Raw genomic sequence first — 16,109 nt, 5'->3', positions numbered from 1 at the left:
CGCGATGGCTGTGCGTGACGATGCTGCGGTGGCCGGGCTCGCCGAGGTGATCGGACAGGTCCGGGACGAGCTGGAGCGGGCGCAGCGGGCCGGTGAGGGGCGCGATCTCAAGTTCAGCGTGGAGAGGGTGAATCTGGAGTTCGCGGTGCAGGTGCGGCGCGAGGGCAGCGGGCGGGCCGAGTTGCGGATCGGGGTGGTCACGGCGGGCGCCGGCGGGACGGCGGCGCGGGACACGACGCACACGATTCAGATCGAGCTGAAGCCGCAGGGGCGCGACGGGGACCCGAACGTGCGAGTGGGCGGGGAGTGAGCGATGGGTGACCGGGGCCGTCCGGTTGCCGGTCGGTCCCCGATCGCCGGACAGGCTCTTTCAAGCCTGTCCGGCGATCGGGGACAGCTCGGCGATCGAGGACAGCTACAGCCTGCTCAGTGACGCCGCCGCGAACAGCACGTCCCGGATCGCCTCGCGGTCCCCGTCCTGGCCCGCCGCGGCCTCCTCCGGTGAGATGTGGCCCGCCACCAGGCGGCAGAACTCCACGCCCTCCAGCGCCACTTGGGCCACCGCCCGGTCCGCGGAGCCGACGGCAGCCGGGGAGTCCAGCGCGATGTACCAGTTCCCGCCGCCCGAGCCCTCGACCTCCAGATGCAGCGAACGGCCCGGCGCACCCGCCGCGACCAGTTGTCTCGCGGGTCCGGCGAGGCCCGCGCGTCTGCGGTCGGCGAGCGCCGCGGGCAGCAGCCGCGCCGCCAGGTCGATCATCCGGTGCAGATGGGAGCCGCTCGGCGGCTCGTACGGATAGTCCACCGCGTCCGCGATGTCGCCCGCGTGGATCCAGCACTCGAAGGCGCGGTCCAGCAGGGAGTCCCGCAGTGGCAGGGCGAAGTCTCCGTAGGAGACGGACAGTTCGGCTACGCCACGGCCCGCGAAGGACACCGTGCGGACGAGGGTGTGGCTCTGGTCGCGCCACGGCTCGCGGATGGTCCGGGTGGGCGGCTCCTCGGCCCCGCGCCAGAACGCCTGGGTGCGCTCGGTCGGAATTGCCGGCGCCGCCGGCCCGAGCGGATCGTCCAGACCGAGGGCGCCGGCGACCAGACCGTCGACGGTCATCAGATGCCCGATCACCCCGGCCACGGTGGTCCGGCGGCTCACCTGCCGTTCGCCCTCGAACCACTTGAGGCGCACGGGCGCATGCCACTCCGACTCGCCGATGTCCCGCAGCAGGGCGTCGAGCCGCGCGGTCTCCGCGTCGTACGGATTCGCCCAGGTGGGCACCGGGATACGGGCGGGCCTGCGCCCCAGGCAGTTCTCCAGGACCCGGAAGCGCAGCAGCGGGTCGAGGTCCAGGTCCCGGTCGGTGTGCAGCAGCGCGACGGCGTCACGCAGCCGCAGGGCCTCTTCCGCGCAGGGCGCGCAGTCGCCGAGGTGCTCCTCGACGGCCGCGGTCTCCTCGGTGGAGCAGGCGGACAGCGCCCATGCGCCGAGCAGGGACTTCAGCACGCTGTGGGACGGGCGTTCGACCCTGCCCGGTCCGCCGCTCGATCCGCCACCCGGTCCGCCGAGTGTCCCGCCGCCTGTCCTGGGCGGCAATTCGGGCTCTGGGGCGGCCGGTCCGAACAGCGGGCGCGCGGGGGCGTCCAGATCGTCCGCCGCCGACCGCGGGCCCGGTATACGCGGCGCGCCCCGCATCTCGTCGCGGCCGTCGTCGTCGCCATGGCCGCCGCCCAGCGGGCCGTTCACAAGGAGCGTCCGTATCCGGGCGGGGACGAGCCCTCCAGCGGGCGGGTGTTGGCGGTGGACAGCAGTTGCAGCCCGAGCCGCAGCCGACGCCTGGCCTCGTCCTCGGTGACCCCGAGGTCGGCCGCGGTCTGGCGGTAGTCCCTGCGCTGGAAGTACGCCAGTTCCAGCGCGGCCCGCAGCGGCGCCGGCATGGAGGTGACGATGTAGTCGGCGCGGGCCGCGACCGCCGCCCTGCGCACCTTCTGCTCCAGCTCCTCCGTCGTGCCCTCGCCGCTGTCCGCGAGCGCGGCGGCTTCGGTCTGCCGCAGCCGGGACACCGCCTGGCTGTTGGTGACCCTCGCCACCCAGGAACGCATCGAGCCCTGCTTGGGGTCGTACGCGTCGGGGTGCTCCCAGATGTAGCCGAAGACCTCGCGGGTGACCTGGTCGGCGGCCTGGTCGTCGTCGAGCACCCGGTGGGCGAGCATGTGCACGAGCGACGCGAACCTGTCGTACAGCTCCCCGAGCGCGGCGGCCTCGCCGCGCGAGAGCCGCTGCTGCATCTTGCGGTCCCAGCGCGGTGCTGTGTCCTTAGCCATACGGCCCCCAAGCCTTGCCCCTGTTGCCTCTCGCCTCTTCGAATGTAGTGCGCGCGGCCGCGGGCGCACGACCCTTTGCGGCAAGAGCGCCCCTCGATGCGGACCGGAATGATAGGAGCCTGACGGGTCCCGGTCAGCCCGGCCCGCACCGTTGTGTTTCGCTGTGTTTCGCGCGAGAGCGGCTGGGCAGCTGCGACAGGAAGCGCGGATTCCGGTACGAGGAGAGGTCGGGTCGTGATGCTCGAGGTCGATGAGACCCGGCAGGGCGCATGGACGGTGCTGCACGTCTGCGGCGAGCTCGATCTCGTCTCCTCGCCGGTGATCCGCCAGCATGTCCATGACGCGGTCGCAGTCGGCCGCCGGGATCTGGTGCTCGACCTCTCCGAGGTGCTCTTCTGCGACTCCAGCGGTGTCGGCGTACTGATCGCCGCCCGCCGCCTGCTGCGCTCCTGCCAGGGCAGACTCCGGCTGATCCTGCCCGCCCGCGGCGCCGAGGAAGGATCGCACGTCAACCGGGTGCTGGCGGCCCTCGGGGTGCGCCGCCTCTTCGAGGTGTACGCGGACGTCGTGTCGGCCATCGACGAGGGGGCCGAACCGCTCTCCGCCTGAACGTAGTCACCGGGTGACTGTCTGTCCGTCACCGGGGCGCCGCCCGGATGTCGCCGTCACGTAATTGGCTGGGTATGTGCACGCGTCAGCTTCCGGGGCCGTACCCTCGCGGCATGGACAGCGCAGAGTATGAGCGCAAGATCGCTTCTCGCTTCGCCGCCTTCGACCAGGACGGCAACGGCTACATCGACCGTGAGGACTTCAGCGGGGCCGCAGCGGCCCTGCTGGCGGAGTTCGGCACGACCGCACGCTCCGACAAGGGCCAGTACCTGTACAGCGGCGCGGAGGCGTTCTGGCAGGGCATGGCTGGGATCGCGGATGTGGACGGCGACCAGCGGGTCACCCGCCAGGAGTTCATCACGGGTGCGGCGAAGAGGCTGCGCGACAACCCCCAGCGGTTCGCGGAGATCGCCCGGCCCTTCCTCCACGCAGTGATCGCCATCGCGGACGAGGACGGCAGCGGGGTGACCCCCTCGGCCGCGGAGCGCGTGCTGCGGGTGCTGGGAGTGCAGCCTGGCGTCGCCAAGCAAGTGGCGGCGGCGCTGGACGCGGACGGGGACGGCCGGATCAGCGAGGAGGAGATCCTCTCCGCGTTCGCCGCGTACTACGTCACGCCCGAGCCGTAGGCCTGACCGGGGCTCCGGCCCGGACCCTCCCCCTACGCCCTGGCGGGCGTGGTGGGACCCCCACCCCCTCAATCGCCGACGGGCCTTGAATTTCCCGCCGGTCGGCCTGAATTCTCAGGCCGACCGGCGAAAATCAAGCCCGTTGGCGGCCCCCCGGACGAAGTCTGGGGGAGATTGAGGACAAGGCGTACCTCAGGCGTACCGCTCCCTCAGCTTGTACTTCAGTACCTTCCGCAGCGTCTCGTTCCGCGGCAACCCATCCGTGATCTCCAGCTGCTCCGGCAGCTTGTGCACCGAAAGCCCCCGCCCCCGCAGATACGCCGTGACCGCGCCGAGGCTCAACTCCTCAGCGCCGTCCCGCTGTTCCACCACCGCGCACACCCGCTCGCCGCGCTCCGGGTCCGGCAGTCCGATCACCGCCACGTCCGCGATCGCCGGGTGTTCGTGCAGCAGGTCCTCGATCTCCTTCGCGGAGATGTTCTCGCCCTTGCGGATGATGACGTCCTTGAGCCGGCCGGTGAGGACCAGATGTCCGGACTCGGTGAGGTGCCCCAGGTCGCCGGTGATGAAGAAACCCTCGCCGTCGAAGGCCGCGGCGCTCTGCACCGGATCCAGATACCCCCGGCAGACCGCCTCGCCGCGCAGTCGCACCTCGCCGTCGACGATCCGTATCTCCATGCCCGCCGGCGGTCGCCCCTCCGTCGTGGCGAGGTTGTGCGCGGTGTCGTCGGGCGCGCCCATGGTGATCATGGGGACTTCGGTCATGCCGTAGCCGTGGGTGAGCCCGCAGCCCATCTCGCGTACGACGGCGTGGTAGATCTCCGGCGGCTTGGGGGCCCCGCCCCCGGCCAGCAGCCGCAGCGTGGGGATCAGCTTGCGCTCGGGCTGTTTGCGCTGCTCGGCGAGGAACATCGAGTAGAAGGCGGTGGAGCCGCCCGCGACGGTGACGCCGTGGCTGCGGTAGCCCTCCAGCGCTTCGGGCAGCGCGAAGTGCTCGAACATCACCGCGGGGAAGCCGTACAGCAGCAGCATCACCGTGTAGTCGGGCCCGGCGATGTGCGCGAAGGGAAAGGCCATCGAGCCGACGTCGTCGGACGACAGGTGCAGCGCGTGCGCGAGGCAGGAGCCGCCCGCGATCAGCGAACGGTCGGTGTGCAGCACGCCCTTGGGGTCCGATGTGGTGCCCGAGGTCCAGTAGATCCACCGCACGTCCGTCCCGGAGGCGGGCGGTGGCGGCAGCACGGCGGGGTCGGCGTCGGGCAGGGTGTCGTACGCCTCGAAGACCAGCGGCGGTTCGGGGAGTTCCAGCGCGAGACGGCGTGCCATGCCGGTGTGGTCGAAGCCGCGCCAGGTGCCGGGAACGGCAAAGAAGGCGGCCTTCGACTCCCGTAGCGCGAAGCCGACCTCCCGTTCCCGGTAGAAGGGGATGACCGGCGACTGTACGGCTCCGAGACGGGCGAGCGCGAAGGAGAGCAGCGCTGTCCCGATCCGGGTGGGCAGCTGCCAGGCGACCACGCTGCCGGGCCGTACGCCCAGCTCCCACAGCCCGGCCGCGACCCGCTCGGAGCGGTCCCGCAGGGCGCCGAAGGTGAGGATGCGGTCGTCCTGGAGGAGCACCGGCCGGTCCGGGGTGAGGTCTGCCCTGCGCTGGACGAGTTCCCAGAGTGTGCGCGATTCGCCCAGTGCGTGTGGGGTCTCGGTCATGCCCGTGTCCCTCCGTGGCAGGCACCTAGCTGACGGTTAGTCAGATGTTGCGGCGAGCGTAGGGCTCACCGCCTTGTCGGTCCAGGGGTGCGGGGCTAGCCTGATTTCTGACGGGCCATCAGAAACTGCTGGATCCATCAGAAACTGTCGGAGGGGACACCATGACCGAACTGCCTCGGATCATCAGCGTCGACGACCATGTGATCGAGCCGGCCCACCTCTTCGAGACCTGGCTGCCCGCCAAGTACCGGGACCGCGGGCCCAAGCCGCTGACCGCCGGCATCGGCGATCTCGCGTACGTCGCGGGCAAGTACCGGATCACGATGGATCCCGATGGACCGCCGACCGACTGGTGGATCTACGAGGACCTCAAGTTCCCGTACAAGCGAAATATCGCCGCCGTCGGCTTCGACCGCGACGAGATGACCCTCGAAGGCATCACCCGCGCGCAGATGCGGCCCGGCTGCTGGGACCCGAAGGAACGCCTCAAGGACATGGACCTCAACCATGTCGAGGCCTCACTCTGCTTCCCGACCTTCCCGCGCTTTTGCGGGCAGACCTTCGCGGAGGCGCACGACAAGGAGGTCGCGCTCGCCTGCGTACGCGCCTACAACGACTGGATGGTCGAGGAGTGGTGCGGGGACAGCGGTGGCCGGCTCATCCCGCTGTGCATCATCCCGCTCTGGAACATCGACCTGGCGGTGGCGGAGATCGAGCGCAACGCCGCGCGCGGGGTGAAGGCCGTGACCTTCTCCGAGATCCCGACCCATCTCGGGCTGCCGTCGATCCACTGCGGCTACTGGGACCCGTTCTTCGCGATCTGCCAGGAAACCGGCACGGTCGTGAACATGCACATCGGCTCGTCCTCCCAGATGCCCGCCGCGTCGCCGGACGCGCCGCCCGCCGTGCAGGCGTCCCTCAGCTTCAACAACGCCATGGCCTCGATGATGGACTTCCTCTTCAGCGGCGTGCTGGTGAAGTACCCGCGGCTGAAGCTGGCGTACAGCGAGGGCCAGATGGGCTGGATTCCCTATGCCCTTGAGCGCGCCGACGATGTGTGGGAGGAGCACCGGGCGTGGGGTGGGGTGCGCGACCTCATCCCCGAGCCGCCCTCCACGTACTACTACCGGCAGATGTTCTGCTGCTTCTTCCGGGACAAGCACGGGATCGCCTCGCTGGACGTCGTCGGCCGCGACAACGCCACCTTCGAGACCGACTATCCCCATGTCGACTCGACCTTCCCGCACACCAAGGAAGTCGCTCTCGACCACGTGAAGGGCCTGGACGACGAGACGGTCTACAAGCTGATGCGCGGCAACGCGATCCGCATGCTCGACCTCGACCTGGACCGGTAGTGGACCTCACGTACACCGCGGAGGAGGAGGGCTTTCGGGCGCGGCTGCGCGAATGGCTGGCCGTTTCGCTGCCGAAGCTGCCCGTGAAGCCCGGCCCGCTGGACTGGCCGGGTCGGCGTGCGTACGACACCACCTGGCAGCGGATGCTGTACGACGCCGGCTACGGCGAAGTGCACTGGGACGCGCCCCCGACCCAGCGGCTGATCTTCCTGGAGGAGACGGAGCTGGCCGGCGCGCCCTATGTCGGCGCGAACTTCGTGGGGCTGCTGCACGCGGGCCCCACCATCGCCGCTGAGGGCGCGGCCGAGCAGCGCGCCCGCTGGCTGCCGCCCGTGCTGCGTGGCGACGAGGTCTGGTGCCAGGGCTTCAGCGAGCCCGAAGCCGGCTCCGACCTGGCGTCGCTGCGTACGAGAGCCGTCCGGGACGGCGACTCCTACGTCGTCACCGGATCCAAGATCTGGACCTCGCACGCCGAGGTGGCCGACTGGTGCGAGCTGCTCGTACGCACCGATCCACAAGCGTCCAGGCACCGCGGCATCACCTGGCTCGCCATGCCGATGGACGCGCCCGGGGTCACCGTCCGACCGCTGCGGACACTGGCCGGGGCGGCGGAGTTCGCGGAGATGTTCCTCGACGAGGTCCGGGTGCCGGTCGAAAACCGGGTCGGCCGGGAGAACGACGGCTGGCGCGTCACCATGGTCACCCTCTCCTTCGAGCGCGGCACCGCCTTCGTCGGCGAGGTCGTCGCCTGCCGCCGCACGCTGGGCGAACTGGCCGCCGCCGCCCGCGCGAACGGCACCTGGGACGACCCGGTGCTGCGCCGCTCGCTCGGCCGGCTGAATGCAGAGTTCCGCGCCCTGTGGCGGCTCACCCAGTGGAACGTCAGCGAGTCCCAGAGGACGGGCGGCGTACCCGGCATCGGCGGCTCGGTCTTCAAGCTCCGCTACTCGCACGCACGCCAGGAGCTGTACGACACGGCCGCCGAGGTGCTCGGACCCGACGCCTTCGACCTCGACCGGGAGTGGACCGCGGACCGGCTCTCCTCCCTCTCGTACACCATCGCGGCGGGCACCTCCCAGATCCAGCGGAACATCGTCGCCGAGCGGATCCTCGGCCTCCCGAAGGGACGCCGGTGGACTTCCAGTTGACGGACGACCAGCGTGCGCTGCGCAGAGGTGTACGGGAGCTGCTGGCCCGCCGCTTCGGGCGCGATGCCCTCAGGGCGGCCGTGGACCGCGAGGGCACCGTCGACCGGAAGCTGTGGCGGGAGCTCGGCGCGGCCGGATTCTTCTCGCTGCGCCTGCCGGAGGCGGAGGGCGGGGCGGGGCTCGGCCTGCCCGAGGCGGTCCTGGTCTTCGAGGAGGCGGGCCGGGCGCTGCTCAATGGGCCGCTGGTGGCGACCCATCTGGCCGCGTGCGGCGGGCTGCCGGGTGCCACGGACGGCACACGGATGATCACATGTGTAACCCAACTGAGCTCCCTCGTACCGCATTTCGCCGACGCGGACGCGGCCGTCGTCATCCATGGCGGCTCGATGCGGGTCCGGTACCCGAAGGAGCTGCCGTCGGCCAGGGCTGTACGGTCCATGGACCCGCTCACGCCGCTGCACCGGATCCAGGGCGGGGCTCCGAAGGCCCCGCCGCGTCCCGACGCCGTGCTCCTCACGGCGGCCGAGCAGCTCGGCAGCGCCGCCCGCACCACCGAGGCAGCCGTGCAATACGCCAAGGAGCGCGAACAGTTCGGGCAGCCCATCGGCGGTTTCCAGGCAGTCAAGCACCTGTGTGCCCAGATGCTCGTACGCACGGAGGTGGCCCGCGCCGCCGTCTACGCGGCTGCCGTCACCGAGGACTTCACCGAGATCGCCGGCGCCAAACTGCTCGCCGACGAGGCCGCGGTCCAGGGCGCGCGCGACTGCCTCCAGGTATACGGCGGAATGGGCTTCACCTGGGAGGCGGACGTGCATCTGCACCTCAAGCGGGCCTGGCTGCGCGCACAGATGTGGCTGACGGCGGCGGAGGCGGAGGAGATCCAGGCGGAGGCATTGGCCTCAGCACTCTGAAGCGTCACCGAGAGTTGCCGATACGCCGGGAATGGGCGTCGATACCGGGTTGTGTCCTTCGAGTGACTCGTCACGGCCCGGAGTCGGGTACCTGCTCCGGTACCCTCCGTGGGATGCGAGTGGTTCCGAGGCGGGGTTGTCACGGTGTTGCCGGTGCGGCGGCTCCGAGCCCGGGAATGCGTGCCGTTCACCCCGTGCGCGCGGGTGCTGCGAGCCTCAGTTCGACTCCCCGCAACGTGCGTCGCACAGTATGCACCACGGGTACTCCTTCGCGCTGGAATATGCCCGAAGCGCTTGTTGCGGTGACTGTACGTCAACCATGCTGTCTTGCAAGGGAGTCACGTTCAGTGACCTGGTTCAGGACCTTGTCGAGGCGCGAGGCGATGTGTCCGCCGGTTCGGATGGTGTGAGCGGTGCAGGTGCTTCTGGTTCAGTTGGAAGTCGGGCCCGACCCCGCGGAGGTGGGACGCGCCCGGAGGTGGGCCCGTTCGCGCCTCGCCGGATCCGGCATAGGGGACGACGAGCCACTGGCCGACACGCTGATCCTGCTGATCTCGGAGCTGGTGACCAACGCGGTCGTGCACACCGGCTGTCCGGCGGTGCTGCGGATGCTCTTCGGCGCGGGCGCGGCGGAGGCCGGGACCGTTCGGGTGGAGGTCGCCGACATCAGCGCCTGCCCGCCGCGGCCGCGCCACGCCGACGGTGACGACACCAACGGCCGCGGGCTCGAGCTGGTCGATGGCCTCGCCGACAGGTGGGGCTGGCAGCCGGAGGGCGCGGGCAAGTCCATCTGGTGCGAGGTGGACAGGGGCGCGCGGCAGGTCGCGTACGAGCCGGCGGTGCGGGGCTTCGTCGCCGCGCCGTAGGGCGGGGCCTCCCACGACGGCGGTCCCTCCCACGACGGCGGGGCCTCACAGGATCGCGACCGGGGCGACGGGGGTTCCGGTGCCGCCGACGAAGGGCTCGGGCATCGCGGAGAGCAGGAACGCGTACCGCCGCGCTTCGGCACAGGCTGTGGACAGGTTCTCCAGATTCCAGTTCTGCCCCTGGAGCATGCCCATCTCGACGAGGTCGAGGGCGTGCACGGGCAGCCAGAGGTTCTCGATCTCCGGCGGGAAGATCTCGAAGGTGAGGGTGTCGTTCGCCACCGCGGCGACATCGTGTGCGTGGAACCACTCGGGGGTGCGTACGGACAGGCCCGGGGACGGATATCCGTAGCCGTGCTTGTCGCCGGCGAGAGCGACCTGCAGCTGTCCGGTCCGTACGAGAACGATGTCACCGGGCTTGACGGTCAGGCCCGCGAACGCGGCGGCCTCGTCCAGGTCCTCGGGCGTGACGGCGTGATCGCCGGGCAGCCGGTCGAGCCCCTTGGTGCGGGCGACGTCGAGCAGCACGCCGCGCGAGACGATGTGTTTCGCCTTGTCGATTCCGCTGTACCGGGCCCGGGTGTGCGGGGTGATGGTGCCGGCGGGGCGGCCGTTGTAGATCTTCCCCGAGTGGGAGACATGGGTCAGGGCGTCCCAGTGGGTGGCGGCCTGAAGTCCCATGGTCACGACGTCGTCGCTGGTGGCGACGGTGCCGGGGCCGAAGAGCTCCTGGTTGATCTGGACCATGGTGTGCAGGGGGTTCACCCGGCCGGGGATCATGCCGGTCTGGATGCCGTCCTGCTGGAGGGGGAGCGCGAGGGCGACACGGCGGCCGCTGCGGACGGTGGCGGCGGCGTCCTTGACGACCTCGTCGGTGATCAGGTTGAGCGTCCCGATTTCGTCGTCCTGGCCCCAACGCCCCCAGTTGTTCACCCGCTTGGCGATCTCGTGGAACTCGGCCGGGAGTGACATCGGGCCTCCTGGGTCTTGTGCTCATGTATCTGACTGCCCGTAGAATCTAACGGTCCGTCAGAAACTGCGGGAAGGGGCCGGACGTGGGGAACTTCTTGGCAGGCAAGGTCGTCGCCGTGACGGGTGCCGGGCGCGGCATCGGCCGGGCGGTGGCACTGGCCGCGGCGGCGGAGGGGGCACGGGTCGTCGTAAACGACTACGGCGTCTCGATCGAAGGCGGCGAGCCGACGTCGGAGGTCGCGTCGGCGGTCGTCAAGGAGATCGCCGCGGCGGGTGGCGAGGCGGTCGCGGTGGCCGACGACATCGCGACGATGGCCGGGGGGCAGCGACTGATCGACGTTGCGCTCGCGGAGTACGGCCGTATCGACGGGGTCGTATGCGTGGCCGGGATTCTGCGTGAGCGGATGCTCTTCAACATGTCGGAGGAGGAGTGGGACCCGGTCGTGGCGACCCACCTGAAGGGGACCTTCACGGTCTTCCGCGCGGCGTCCGCGGTGATGCGCAAACAGGGCATGGGCACGCTGATCGGCTTCACCAGCGGCAACCACCAGGGCAGCGTGGCGCAGGCGAACTACTCCGCCGCGAAGGGCGGAGTCATCTCCCTGGTCCGCAGCGCGGCGCTGGGCCTGAACAAGTACGGCGTGACGGCGAACGCGATCGCCCCGGTGGCCCGTACGCGCATGTCCGCGAACGTCCCGATGGAGCTGAAGGAGATCGGCGAGCCTGAGGACGTGGCGGCGTTGGTGGTCTACCTGCTCTCCGAACGGGCCCGGGAGGAGCGGATCACGGGCCAGGTCTACACGATCGCCGGCCCGAAGATCGCGGTGTGGGCCCAGCCGAGGGAACTGCGCGCGGGATACGCGGAGGGCTCCTGGACCCCGGAGAAGATCGCGGACTTCCTGCCGGGAACGGTGGGCGTGGACCCGATGCCGATGCTGGCGCGACTGGAGGAGATGGCGCGGGCGGCGGCGTCCGGGGACCGCCCGAACGCGTGAGGGGGCCGCGCCTCGATCGCCGGCGGGGCTGGATGTGCGGCTCGGCCGCAAATTTCAGCCCGTCCGGTGTTTGAGGACATGCGGCCGAAGGTTGCATCCGGGGTCCGGGGCGAAGCCCCGTCGGGGGTCTGGGGGCTTGCCCCCCAGGTCGGGCAGGGGCGGGGTGGGGGAAACACAACTCCTGGGAGACGATGTGGACTTCGAGTTCGGCCCGGCGGACGACGCCTTCCGCGCAGACGCCCGCGCCTGGCTCAACGCGCACGTGACCCGCGCCATCACCCCCCGCACCTGGGAGCGCCGGCTCGGCCGCGACGGCTGGATCGGGATCGGCTGGGCCGAAGCCGGTTACGGCAACAGGCAGGCCGGCCTTACCCAGCAGGTCGTCTGGGCCGAGGAGTACGCCCGTGCCGCCGCCCCCGCCCGCGTCGGCCACATCGGCGAGAACCTGCTCGCGCCGACGCTCATCGCGCACGGCACCGCCGAGCAGAAGGCGCGCTTCCTGCCCGCGATCGCCCGCGGCGAGGAGCTCTGGTGCCAGGGGTACAGCGAGCCGAACGCGGGGTCCGACCTCGCCGCGGTCCGGACCATGGCCGTACGCGACGGGAACGTCTACCGGATCAGCGGGCAGAAGATCTGGACCTCCCTGGCGCGGGACGCCGACTGGTGCTTCGTACTGGCACGGACCGACGAGGGATCCCGGCGCCATCACGGGCTGTCGTTCCTGCTCGTGCCGATGGACCAGCCGGGCCGTATCGACGTACGGCCCATCCGGCAGATGACCGGGACCAGCGAGTTCAACGAGGTCTTCCTCGACGCCGCCGAAGCCCGCGCCGAGCATCTCGTCGGCGGCGAGGGCAACGGCTGGGGTGTCGCCATGGGGCTGCTCGAATTCGAGCGCGGGGTCTCCACGCTCGTCCAGCAGATCGGCTTCGCCGAGGAGCTGGGGCGCGTGATCCGTCTGGCCGTGGAGAGCGGGGCCGCCGACGACCCCGTGCTGCGCGACCGGCTCGTGCGGCAGTGGGCCGAGCTGCGCACCATGCGGTGGAACGCCCTGCGGACCCTGGGCAGTTCGGGTGACCCCGGCGCCCCAAGCGTCGCCAAGCTGCTCTGGGGCGGCTGGCACCAGCGTCTGGGCGAGCTCGCCATGACCGTGCGGGGCGCGAGCGCGGCAGCGGGCCCGTACGACTGGAGCGGCGAGAGTCCGTATGAACTCGACGCCCTCCAGCGCCTGTTCCTCTTCAGCCGCGCCGACACCATCTACGGCGGCTCGGACGAAATCCAGCGCAACATCATCGCCGAGCGGGTGCTCGGTCTACCGAGGGAGCCCCGATGAGAGGCGTCGTCTTCGACGGCACGCAGGCCCAGGTGGTCGACGATCTGGAGATACGGAGCCCGGACCCCGGCGAGGTGCTGGTCGCCGTCGCCGCCGCCGGGCTGTGCCACAGTGATCTGTCCGTGATCGACGGCACGATCCCCTTCCCCGCGCCGGTCGTGCTCGGGCACGAGGGCGCGGGCGTCGTCGAGGCGGTCGGCGCGGGTGTCGGCCATGTCCTGCCCGGCGACCATGTCTCGCTGTCCACCCTCGCCAACTGCGGCGCGTGCGCGGACTGCGATCGCGGCCGTCCCACGATGTGCCGCAAGGCGATCGGCCGCCCCGGCCGGCCCTTCTCCCGCGGCGGTGAGCCGGTCTTCCAGTTCGCCTCCAACTCGGCCTTCGCGGAACGCACGATCGTCAAGGCCGTCCAGGCGGTGAAGATCCCCGCTGATCTGCCCCTCACCTCGGCCGCGCTGATCGGCTGCGGGGTGCTGACGGGGGTGGGAGCCGTACTGAACCGCGCGAAGGTCGACCGCGGTGACACCGTCGTGGTCATCGGCACGGGCGGCATCGGCCTGAACGTCATCCAGGGCGCCCGGATCGCGGGCGCCGCGGCGATCGTCGCCGTCGACTCGAACCCGGCGAAGGAGGCGGTGGCCCGGCAGTTCGGGGCGAGCGACTTCCTCGCGTCGGTGCAGGGCGTACGGGACATCCTGCCGACCGGCGCCGACCATGTCTTCGAGTGCGTCGGGCATGTGGGGCTGATCCGGCAGGCGATCGAGCTGCTCGACCGGCACGGCCAGGCGATCCTCCTCGGCATGCCCGCGGCGACGGCGGAGGCGAGCTTCGTGCCGGCGGCGATGTTCCTGGACAAGTCCATCCTGGGCTGTCGTTACGGCTCCTCGCGCCCGCAGCACGACATCGCTCTGTACGCCGAGCTGTACCGGCAGGGCAGGCTGCTGCTGGACGAACTGGTCACCGAGACCTACCCGATCGAGGACTTCGCGAAGGCGGCGGACGACGCGCACCACGGGCGGGTGGCGCGCGGCGTTCTGACCTTCTGAGCCCTCGCGGCCCCGCGGCCCTCAGTTTTCCGCTCCGGCGCGGAAAGCACGCCGGTAGGCGGTCGGCGGCACCCCGAGCGACGCCTGCATGTGCTGGCGCATCGACTGCGCCGTGCCGAAGCCCGCGTCCCGTGCCACCTGGTCGACGGAGAGATCCGTGGATTCGAGCAGATGCCGGGCCCGCTCCACGCGCTGCCGCGTCAGCCACTGCCCGGGGCTGACCGCGCTGTGCGCGGCCGCGGCGCTGATGGCACTGGTGATCCGGCGCAGACCACTGGCAACGCCGGCGCCGGTGCCTCGGTGAAGTCGGCCGACCCGGTCGGGTGAGCCGCACTTCGCTGCCGTACGGCGTGACCGGCATGTGTGCTCCTCGGCGAGAGCAGGATGATCCGACGCCCGCTCCGCCGTGCTGAACGCCTCTCGTTCACCCGATCGTGAGTCGGGCATGCGTAAGGGTGGGGGGCGACACGCACCGGGCGCGGGTCAGTCCGCCAAGCGCCCGAATTTCCCCCGGTGGAAGAGCAGCGGCGCGCCCTCGTCCTCCGCGCCGAGCGCCGCCACCCGGCCGACGACGATCAGGTGGTCGCCCCCTGTATGCACGGCCTGGATCGTGCAGTCGATCCAGGCCGGTACGGCGTCGAGGAGCGGCGACCCGGTCGCGGGTGACGCGGTGTGGGCGACCCCGGCGAACTTGTCCGCGCCGCTGACGGCGAACCCCCTGCACAGCTCGCCCTGGTGCGCCCCGAGGACGTTGACGCAGAAGGCCCCGGCGCGGGCGATACGCGGCCAGGTCGTGGACGTACGGGCGACCATGAAAGCGATCAGCGGTGGGTCGAGCGACAGGGACGCGAAGGACTGACAGGCGAACCCGGCGGGACCGTCCTCGTCGTACGCCGTGACGACGGTGACGCCGGTCGCGAAATGCCCCAGCACGCGCCGGAATTCGGCCGGTTCGACGGGCAGCCGCTCGTCATCGCCGACAGCCCGCAGATCGGGGCGCGGCAGCACGTCGAACGGCTCGCCGGCCGGGTCGGCGGCCGTGGGAGCCCCCACGGACCTGAGGTATCGGACGGCGGTGGCCGCCATCCCTGCGTGTCCCATCACATTTCTCATTGAACCTGACGATGCGTCAGATTGGAAGAGCGTCCGCGCAGCACGAGCGGCGGTCCGTGCTCAGCGGTGCTCAGCGGTGCTCAAGGTGCTTGCATTTCGTCCCCCTGTCACATCGCATTGGTTTCTTCGGTCATCGCTGTGACACGACGCGACGGAGGTATGTGGCCGATGGACGAGCACGAGCGGCTGGCTGAGCGGTTCGAGGCGCACCGGAGCCATCTGCGGGCCGTGGCCTACCGCATGCTCGGCTCGGTGAGTGAGGCGGACGACGCCCTTCAGGAAGCCTGGCTGCGGATCAGCCGGTCCGACACCAGCGAGGTCCGGAACCTGGGCGGCTGGCTGACGACAGTGGTCGGCCGGGTGTCGCTCAACATGCTGCGGTCGCGGACGTCACGGCGTGAGGACCCGCTGGACGCGCAGGCGCCCGAGCCTGTCGTGAGCCGCGCGGATGGCGCCGAGGGGATCGACCCCGAGCGGGAGGCAGTGCTGGCCGACTCGGTCGGGCTCGCGCTGCTCGTCGTACTCGACACGCTGGCGCCTGCGGAGCGGCTCGCTTTCGTACTGCATGACATGTTCGCCGTGCCCTTCGACGAGATCGCCCCCATCGTGGAGCGCTCTCCGGCCGCGGCGCGGCAGCTCGCCAGCCGCGCACGCCGCCGGGTGCAGGGGGCGGCCCTGGTTCCCGAGGTCGACCTCGGTCGCAAGCGTGCGGTCGTCGACGCCTTCCTCGCCGCCTCGCGCGGCGGCGACTTCGGCGCGCTGCTCGCCGTGCTCGATCCGGACGTCGTGCTCCGCGCCGACCGCGCCGCGGTTTCCGCGGGCGCGGCGGAGCAGGTCCGAGGTGCGCAGGCGGTGGCCGACACATTCTCGGGGCGGGCCCGGATGGCGCAGCCGGCGCTGGTGGACGGGGCGGCGGGTGCCCTGTGGGCTCCGGGCGGGAAGCCGCGGATCGTATTCGACTTCACGATCAGGGACGGGAAGATCGTCGGGATCGACATCCTCGCCGACCCCGGGCTGATCGGCGAACTCGAGCTGGCGGTCGTCGACGACTGAGCTCAGGCGACCGGTGAGCTGGTGAGCTGGTGAGCGCTTGAGCCGGCGCGCCAACGGCCCCT

The 16,109-nt window shown here is 70.9% G+C and carries 16 protein-coding genes and 1 pseudogene; 11 read left to right on the top strand and 6 right to left on the bottom strand.

Annotated features, from left to right (window positions below; all coding sequences use genetic code 11):
* Positions 1-4 precede the first annotated feature (4 nt).
* A complete protein-coding gene (locus tag J7E87_RS16995) occupies positions 5-310 on the top strand; it encodes a trypco2 family protein (protein ID WP_215094765.1) in 306 nt (101 codons plus the stop codon).
* A 105-nt stretch (positions 311-415) separates the two neighbouring features.
* Here J7E87_RS16995 and J7E87_RS16990 read toward each other — a convergent pair whose 3' ends face one another.
* On the bottom strand, positions 416-1,687 hold the full coding sequence (locus J7E87_RS16990; protein WP_215095175.1) for a maleylpyruvate isomerase N-terminal domain-containing protein: 1,272 nt from the start codon (positions 1,685-1,687) through the stop codon (positions 416-418).
* 47 nt (positions 1,688-1,734) lie between these two features.
* Positions 1,735-2,316 carry a sigma-70 family RNA polymerase sigma factor gene (locus J7E87_RS16985; protein WP_215094763.1) on the bottom strand — a complete coding sequence of 194 codons (582 nt, stop codon included), beginning with the start codon at positions 2,314-2,316 and terminating at the stop codon, positions 1,735-1,737.
* 234 nt (positions 2,317-2,550) lie between these two features.
* Here J7E87_RS16985 and J7E87_RS16980 point away from each other — a divergent pair, with 234 nt between their 5' ends.
* Together J7E87_RS16980 and J7E87_RS16975 are read left to right on the top strand one after the other, a co-directional pair.
* Complete coding sequence (locus J7E87_RS16980; RefSeq protein WP_215094761.1) at positions 2,551-2,925, top strand: STAS domain-containing protein; 375 nt, start codon at positions 2,551-2,553, stop codon at positions 2,923-2,925.
* Positions 2,926-3,038: 113 nt separating this feature from the next.
* On the top strand, positions 3,039-3,551 hold the full coding sequence (locus J7E87_RS16975) for an EF-hand domain-containing protein (RefSeq protein ID WP_215094759.1): 513 nt from the start codon (positions 3,039-3,041) through the stop codon (positions 3,549-3,551).
* A gap of 192 nt (positions 3,552-3,743) precedes the next feature.
* On the opposite strand, the gene J7E87_RS16970 is transcribed toward J7E87_RS16975, so the two are convergent.
* Positions 3,744-5,255, bottom strand: a complete 1,512-nt coding sequence (locus J7E87_RS16970) for a class I adenylate-forming enzyme family protein (RefSeq protein WP_215094757.1) — start codon at positions 5,253-5,255, stop codon at positions 3,744-3,746.
* Between the two features lie 161 nt (positions 5,256-5,416).
* On the opposite strand from J7E87_RS16970, the gene J7E87_RS16965 reads away from it, so the two are divergent.
* The 4 genes from J7E87_RS16965 (at position 5,417) to J7E87_RS16950 (ending at position 9,535) form a co-directional block, all read left to right on the top strand.
* Positions 5,417-6,610: an amidohydrolase family protein gene (locus J7E87_RS16965; RefSeq protein ID WP_215094754.1), complete on the top strand. Its 1,194-nt coding sequence runs from the start codon at positions 5,417-5,419 to the stop codon at positions 6,608-6,610.
* Complete coding sequence (locus J7E87_RS16960; protein ID WP_215094752.1) at positions 6,610-7,758, top strand: acyl-CoA dehydrogenase family protein; 1,149 nt, start codon at positions 6,610-6,612, stop codon at positions 7,756-7,758. The genes J7E87_RS16965 and J7E87_RS16960 overlap by 1 nt, the downstream gene beginning before the upstream one ends.
* On the top strand, positions 7,743-8,669 hold the full coding sequence (locus J7E87_RS16955) for an acyl-CoA dehydrogenase family protein (protein WP_215094750.1): 927 nt from the start codon (positions 7,743-7,745) through the stop codon (positions 8,667-8,669). Before J7E87_RS16960 ends, J7E87_RS16955 begins: the two co-directional genes overlap by 16 nt.
* Before the next feature lie 413 nt (positions 8,670-9,082).
* Positions 9,083-9,535 carry an ATP-binding protein gene (locus J7E87_RS16950; RefSeq protein ID WP_215094748.1) on the top strand — a complete coding sequence of 151 codons (453 nt, stop codon included), beginning with the start codon at positions 9,083-9,085 and terminating at the stop codon, positions 9,533-9,535.
* A gap of 45 nt (positions 9,536-9,580) precedes the next feature.
* Here the strand turns inward: J7E87_RS16950 and J7E87_RS16945 are convergent, their stop codons facing one another.
* On the bottom strand, positions 9,581-10,507 hold the full coding sequence (locus tag J7E87_RS16945) for a cyclase family protein (RefSeq protein ID WP_215094746.1): 927 nt from the start codon (positions 10,505-10,507) through the stop codon (positions 9,581-9,583).
* Positions 10,508-10,590: 83 nt separating this feature from the next.
* Here J7E87_RS16945 and J7E87_RS16940 point away from each other — a divergent pair, with 83 nt between their 5' ends.
* From J7E87_RS16940 to J7E87_RS16930, 3 genes are all read left to right on the top strand, one after another.
* The gene (locus J7E87_RS16940) at positions 10,591-11,502 is read left to right on the top strand and encodes an SDR family NAD(P)-dependent oxidoreductase (RefSeq protein WP_215094744.1); all 912 of its coding nucleotides are present in this window, start codon (positions 10,591-10,593) and stop codon (positions 11,500-11,502) included.
* A 193-nt stretch (positions 11,503-11,695) separates the two neighbouring features.
* Positions 11,696-12,835, top strand: coding sequence for an acyl-CoA dehydrogenase family protein (locus J7E87_RS16935; RefSeq protein ID WP_215094742.1), 1,140 nt, complete (start codon positions 11,696-11,698; stop codon positions 12,833-12,835).
* Positions 12,832-13,881 (top strand): alcohol dehydrogenase catalytic domain-containing protein, encoded by a 1,050-nt coding sequence (locus J7E87_RS16930; protein WP_215094740.1) that lies wholly within the window; start codon positions 12,832-12,834, stop codon positions 13,879-13,881. Before J7E87_RS16935 ends, J7E87_RS16930 begins: the two co-directional genes overlap by 4 nt.
* A gap of 21 nt (positions 13,882-13,902) precedes the next feature.
* Here the strand turns inward: J7E87_RS16930 and J7E87_RS16925 are convergent.
* Together J7E87_RS16925 and J7E87_RS16920 are read right to left on the bottom strand one after the other, a co-directional pair.
* Positions 13,903-14,106, bottom strand: a pseudogene (locus J7E87_RS16925) (helix-turn-helix domain-containing protein); the annotation flags it as partial.
* A 258-nt stretch (positions 14,107-14,364) separates the two neighbouring features.
* Positions 14,365-14,967 carry a flavin reductase family protein gene (locus J7E87_RS16920; protein ID WP_215095173.1) on the bottom strand — a complete coding sequence of 201 codons (603 nt, stop codon included), beginning with the start codon at positions 14,965-14,967 and terminating at the stop codon, positions 14,365-14,367.
* Positions 14,968-15,162: 195 nt separating this feature from the next.
* Between J7E87_RS16920 and J7E87_RS16915 the strand changes: the two genes are divergently transcribed.
* On the top strand, positions 15,163-16,047 hold the full coding sequence (locus J7E87_RS16915) for a sigma-70 family RNA polymerase sigma factor (protein ID WP_215094739.1): 885 nt from the start codon (positions 15,163-15,165) through the stop codon (positions 16,045-16,047).
* Positions 16,048-16,109 lie beyond the last annotated feature (62 nt).

This window comes from Streptomyces sp. ISL-1 (assembly GCF_018614585.1).
Lineage (GTDB): Bacteria > Actinomycetota > Actinomycetes > Streptomycetales > Streptomycetaceae > Streptomyces > Streptomyces maoxianensis.
Note: the sequence above shows the minus strand (reverse complement) of the source record. Positions and strands in the feature narration are given on the sequence as shown.

Excerpts from the sequence above, each read along its gene's own strand:
- J7E87_RS16995 (WP_215094765.1), top strand. The coding sequence starts at position 5 with ATGGCTGTGCGTGACGATGCTGCGGTGGCCGGGCTCGCCGAGGTGATC.
- J7E87_RS16990 (WP_215095175.1), bottom strand. The coding sequence starts at position 1,687 with ATGCGGGGCGCGCCGCGTATACCGGGCCCGCGGTCGGCGGCGGACGAT.
- J7E87_RS16985 (WP_215094763.1), bottom strand. The coding sequence starts at position 2,316 with ATGGCTAAGGACACAGCACCGCGCTGGGACCGCAAGATGCAGCAGCGG.
- J7E87_RS16975 (WP_215094759.1), top strand. The coding sequence starts at position 3,039 with ATGGACAGCGCAGAGTATGAGCGCAAGATCGCTTCTCGCTTCGCCGCC.
- J7E87_RS16970 (WP_215094757.1), bottom strand. The coding sequence starts at position 5,255 with ATGACCGAGACCCCACACGCACTGGGCGAATCGCGCACACTCTGGGAA.
- J7E87_RS16965 (WP_215094754.1), top strand. The coding sequence starts at position 5,417 with ATGACCGAACTGCCTCGGATCATCAGCGTCGACGACCATGTGATCGAG.
- J7E87_RS16945 (WP_215094746.1), bottom strand. The coding sequence starts at position 10,507 with ATGTCACTCCCGGCCGAGTTCCACGAGATCGCCAAGCGGGTGAACAAC.
- J7E87_RS16930 (WP_215094740.1), top strand. The coding sequence starts at position 12,832 with ATGAGAGGCGTCGTCTTCGACGGCACGCAGGCCCAGGTGGTCGACGAT.
- J7E87_RS16920 (WP_215095173.1), bottom strand. The coding sequence starts at position 14,967 with ATGGCGGCCACCGCCGTCCGATACCTCAGGTCCGTGGGGGCTCCCACG.
- J7E87_RS16915 (WP_215094739.1), top strand. The coding sequence starts at position 15,163 with ATGGACGAGCACGAGCGGCTGGCTGAGCGGTTCGAGGCGCACCGGAGC.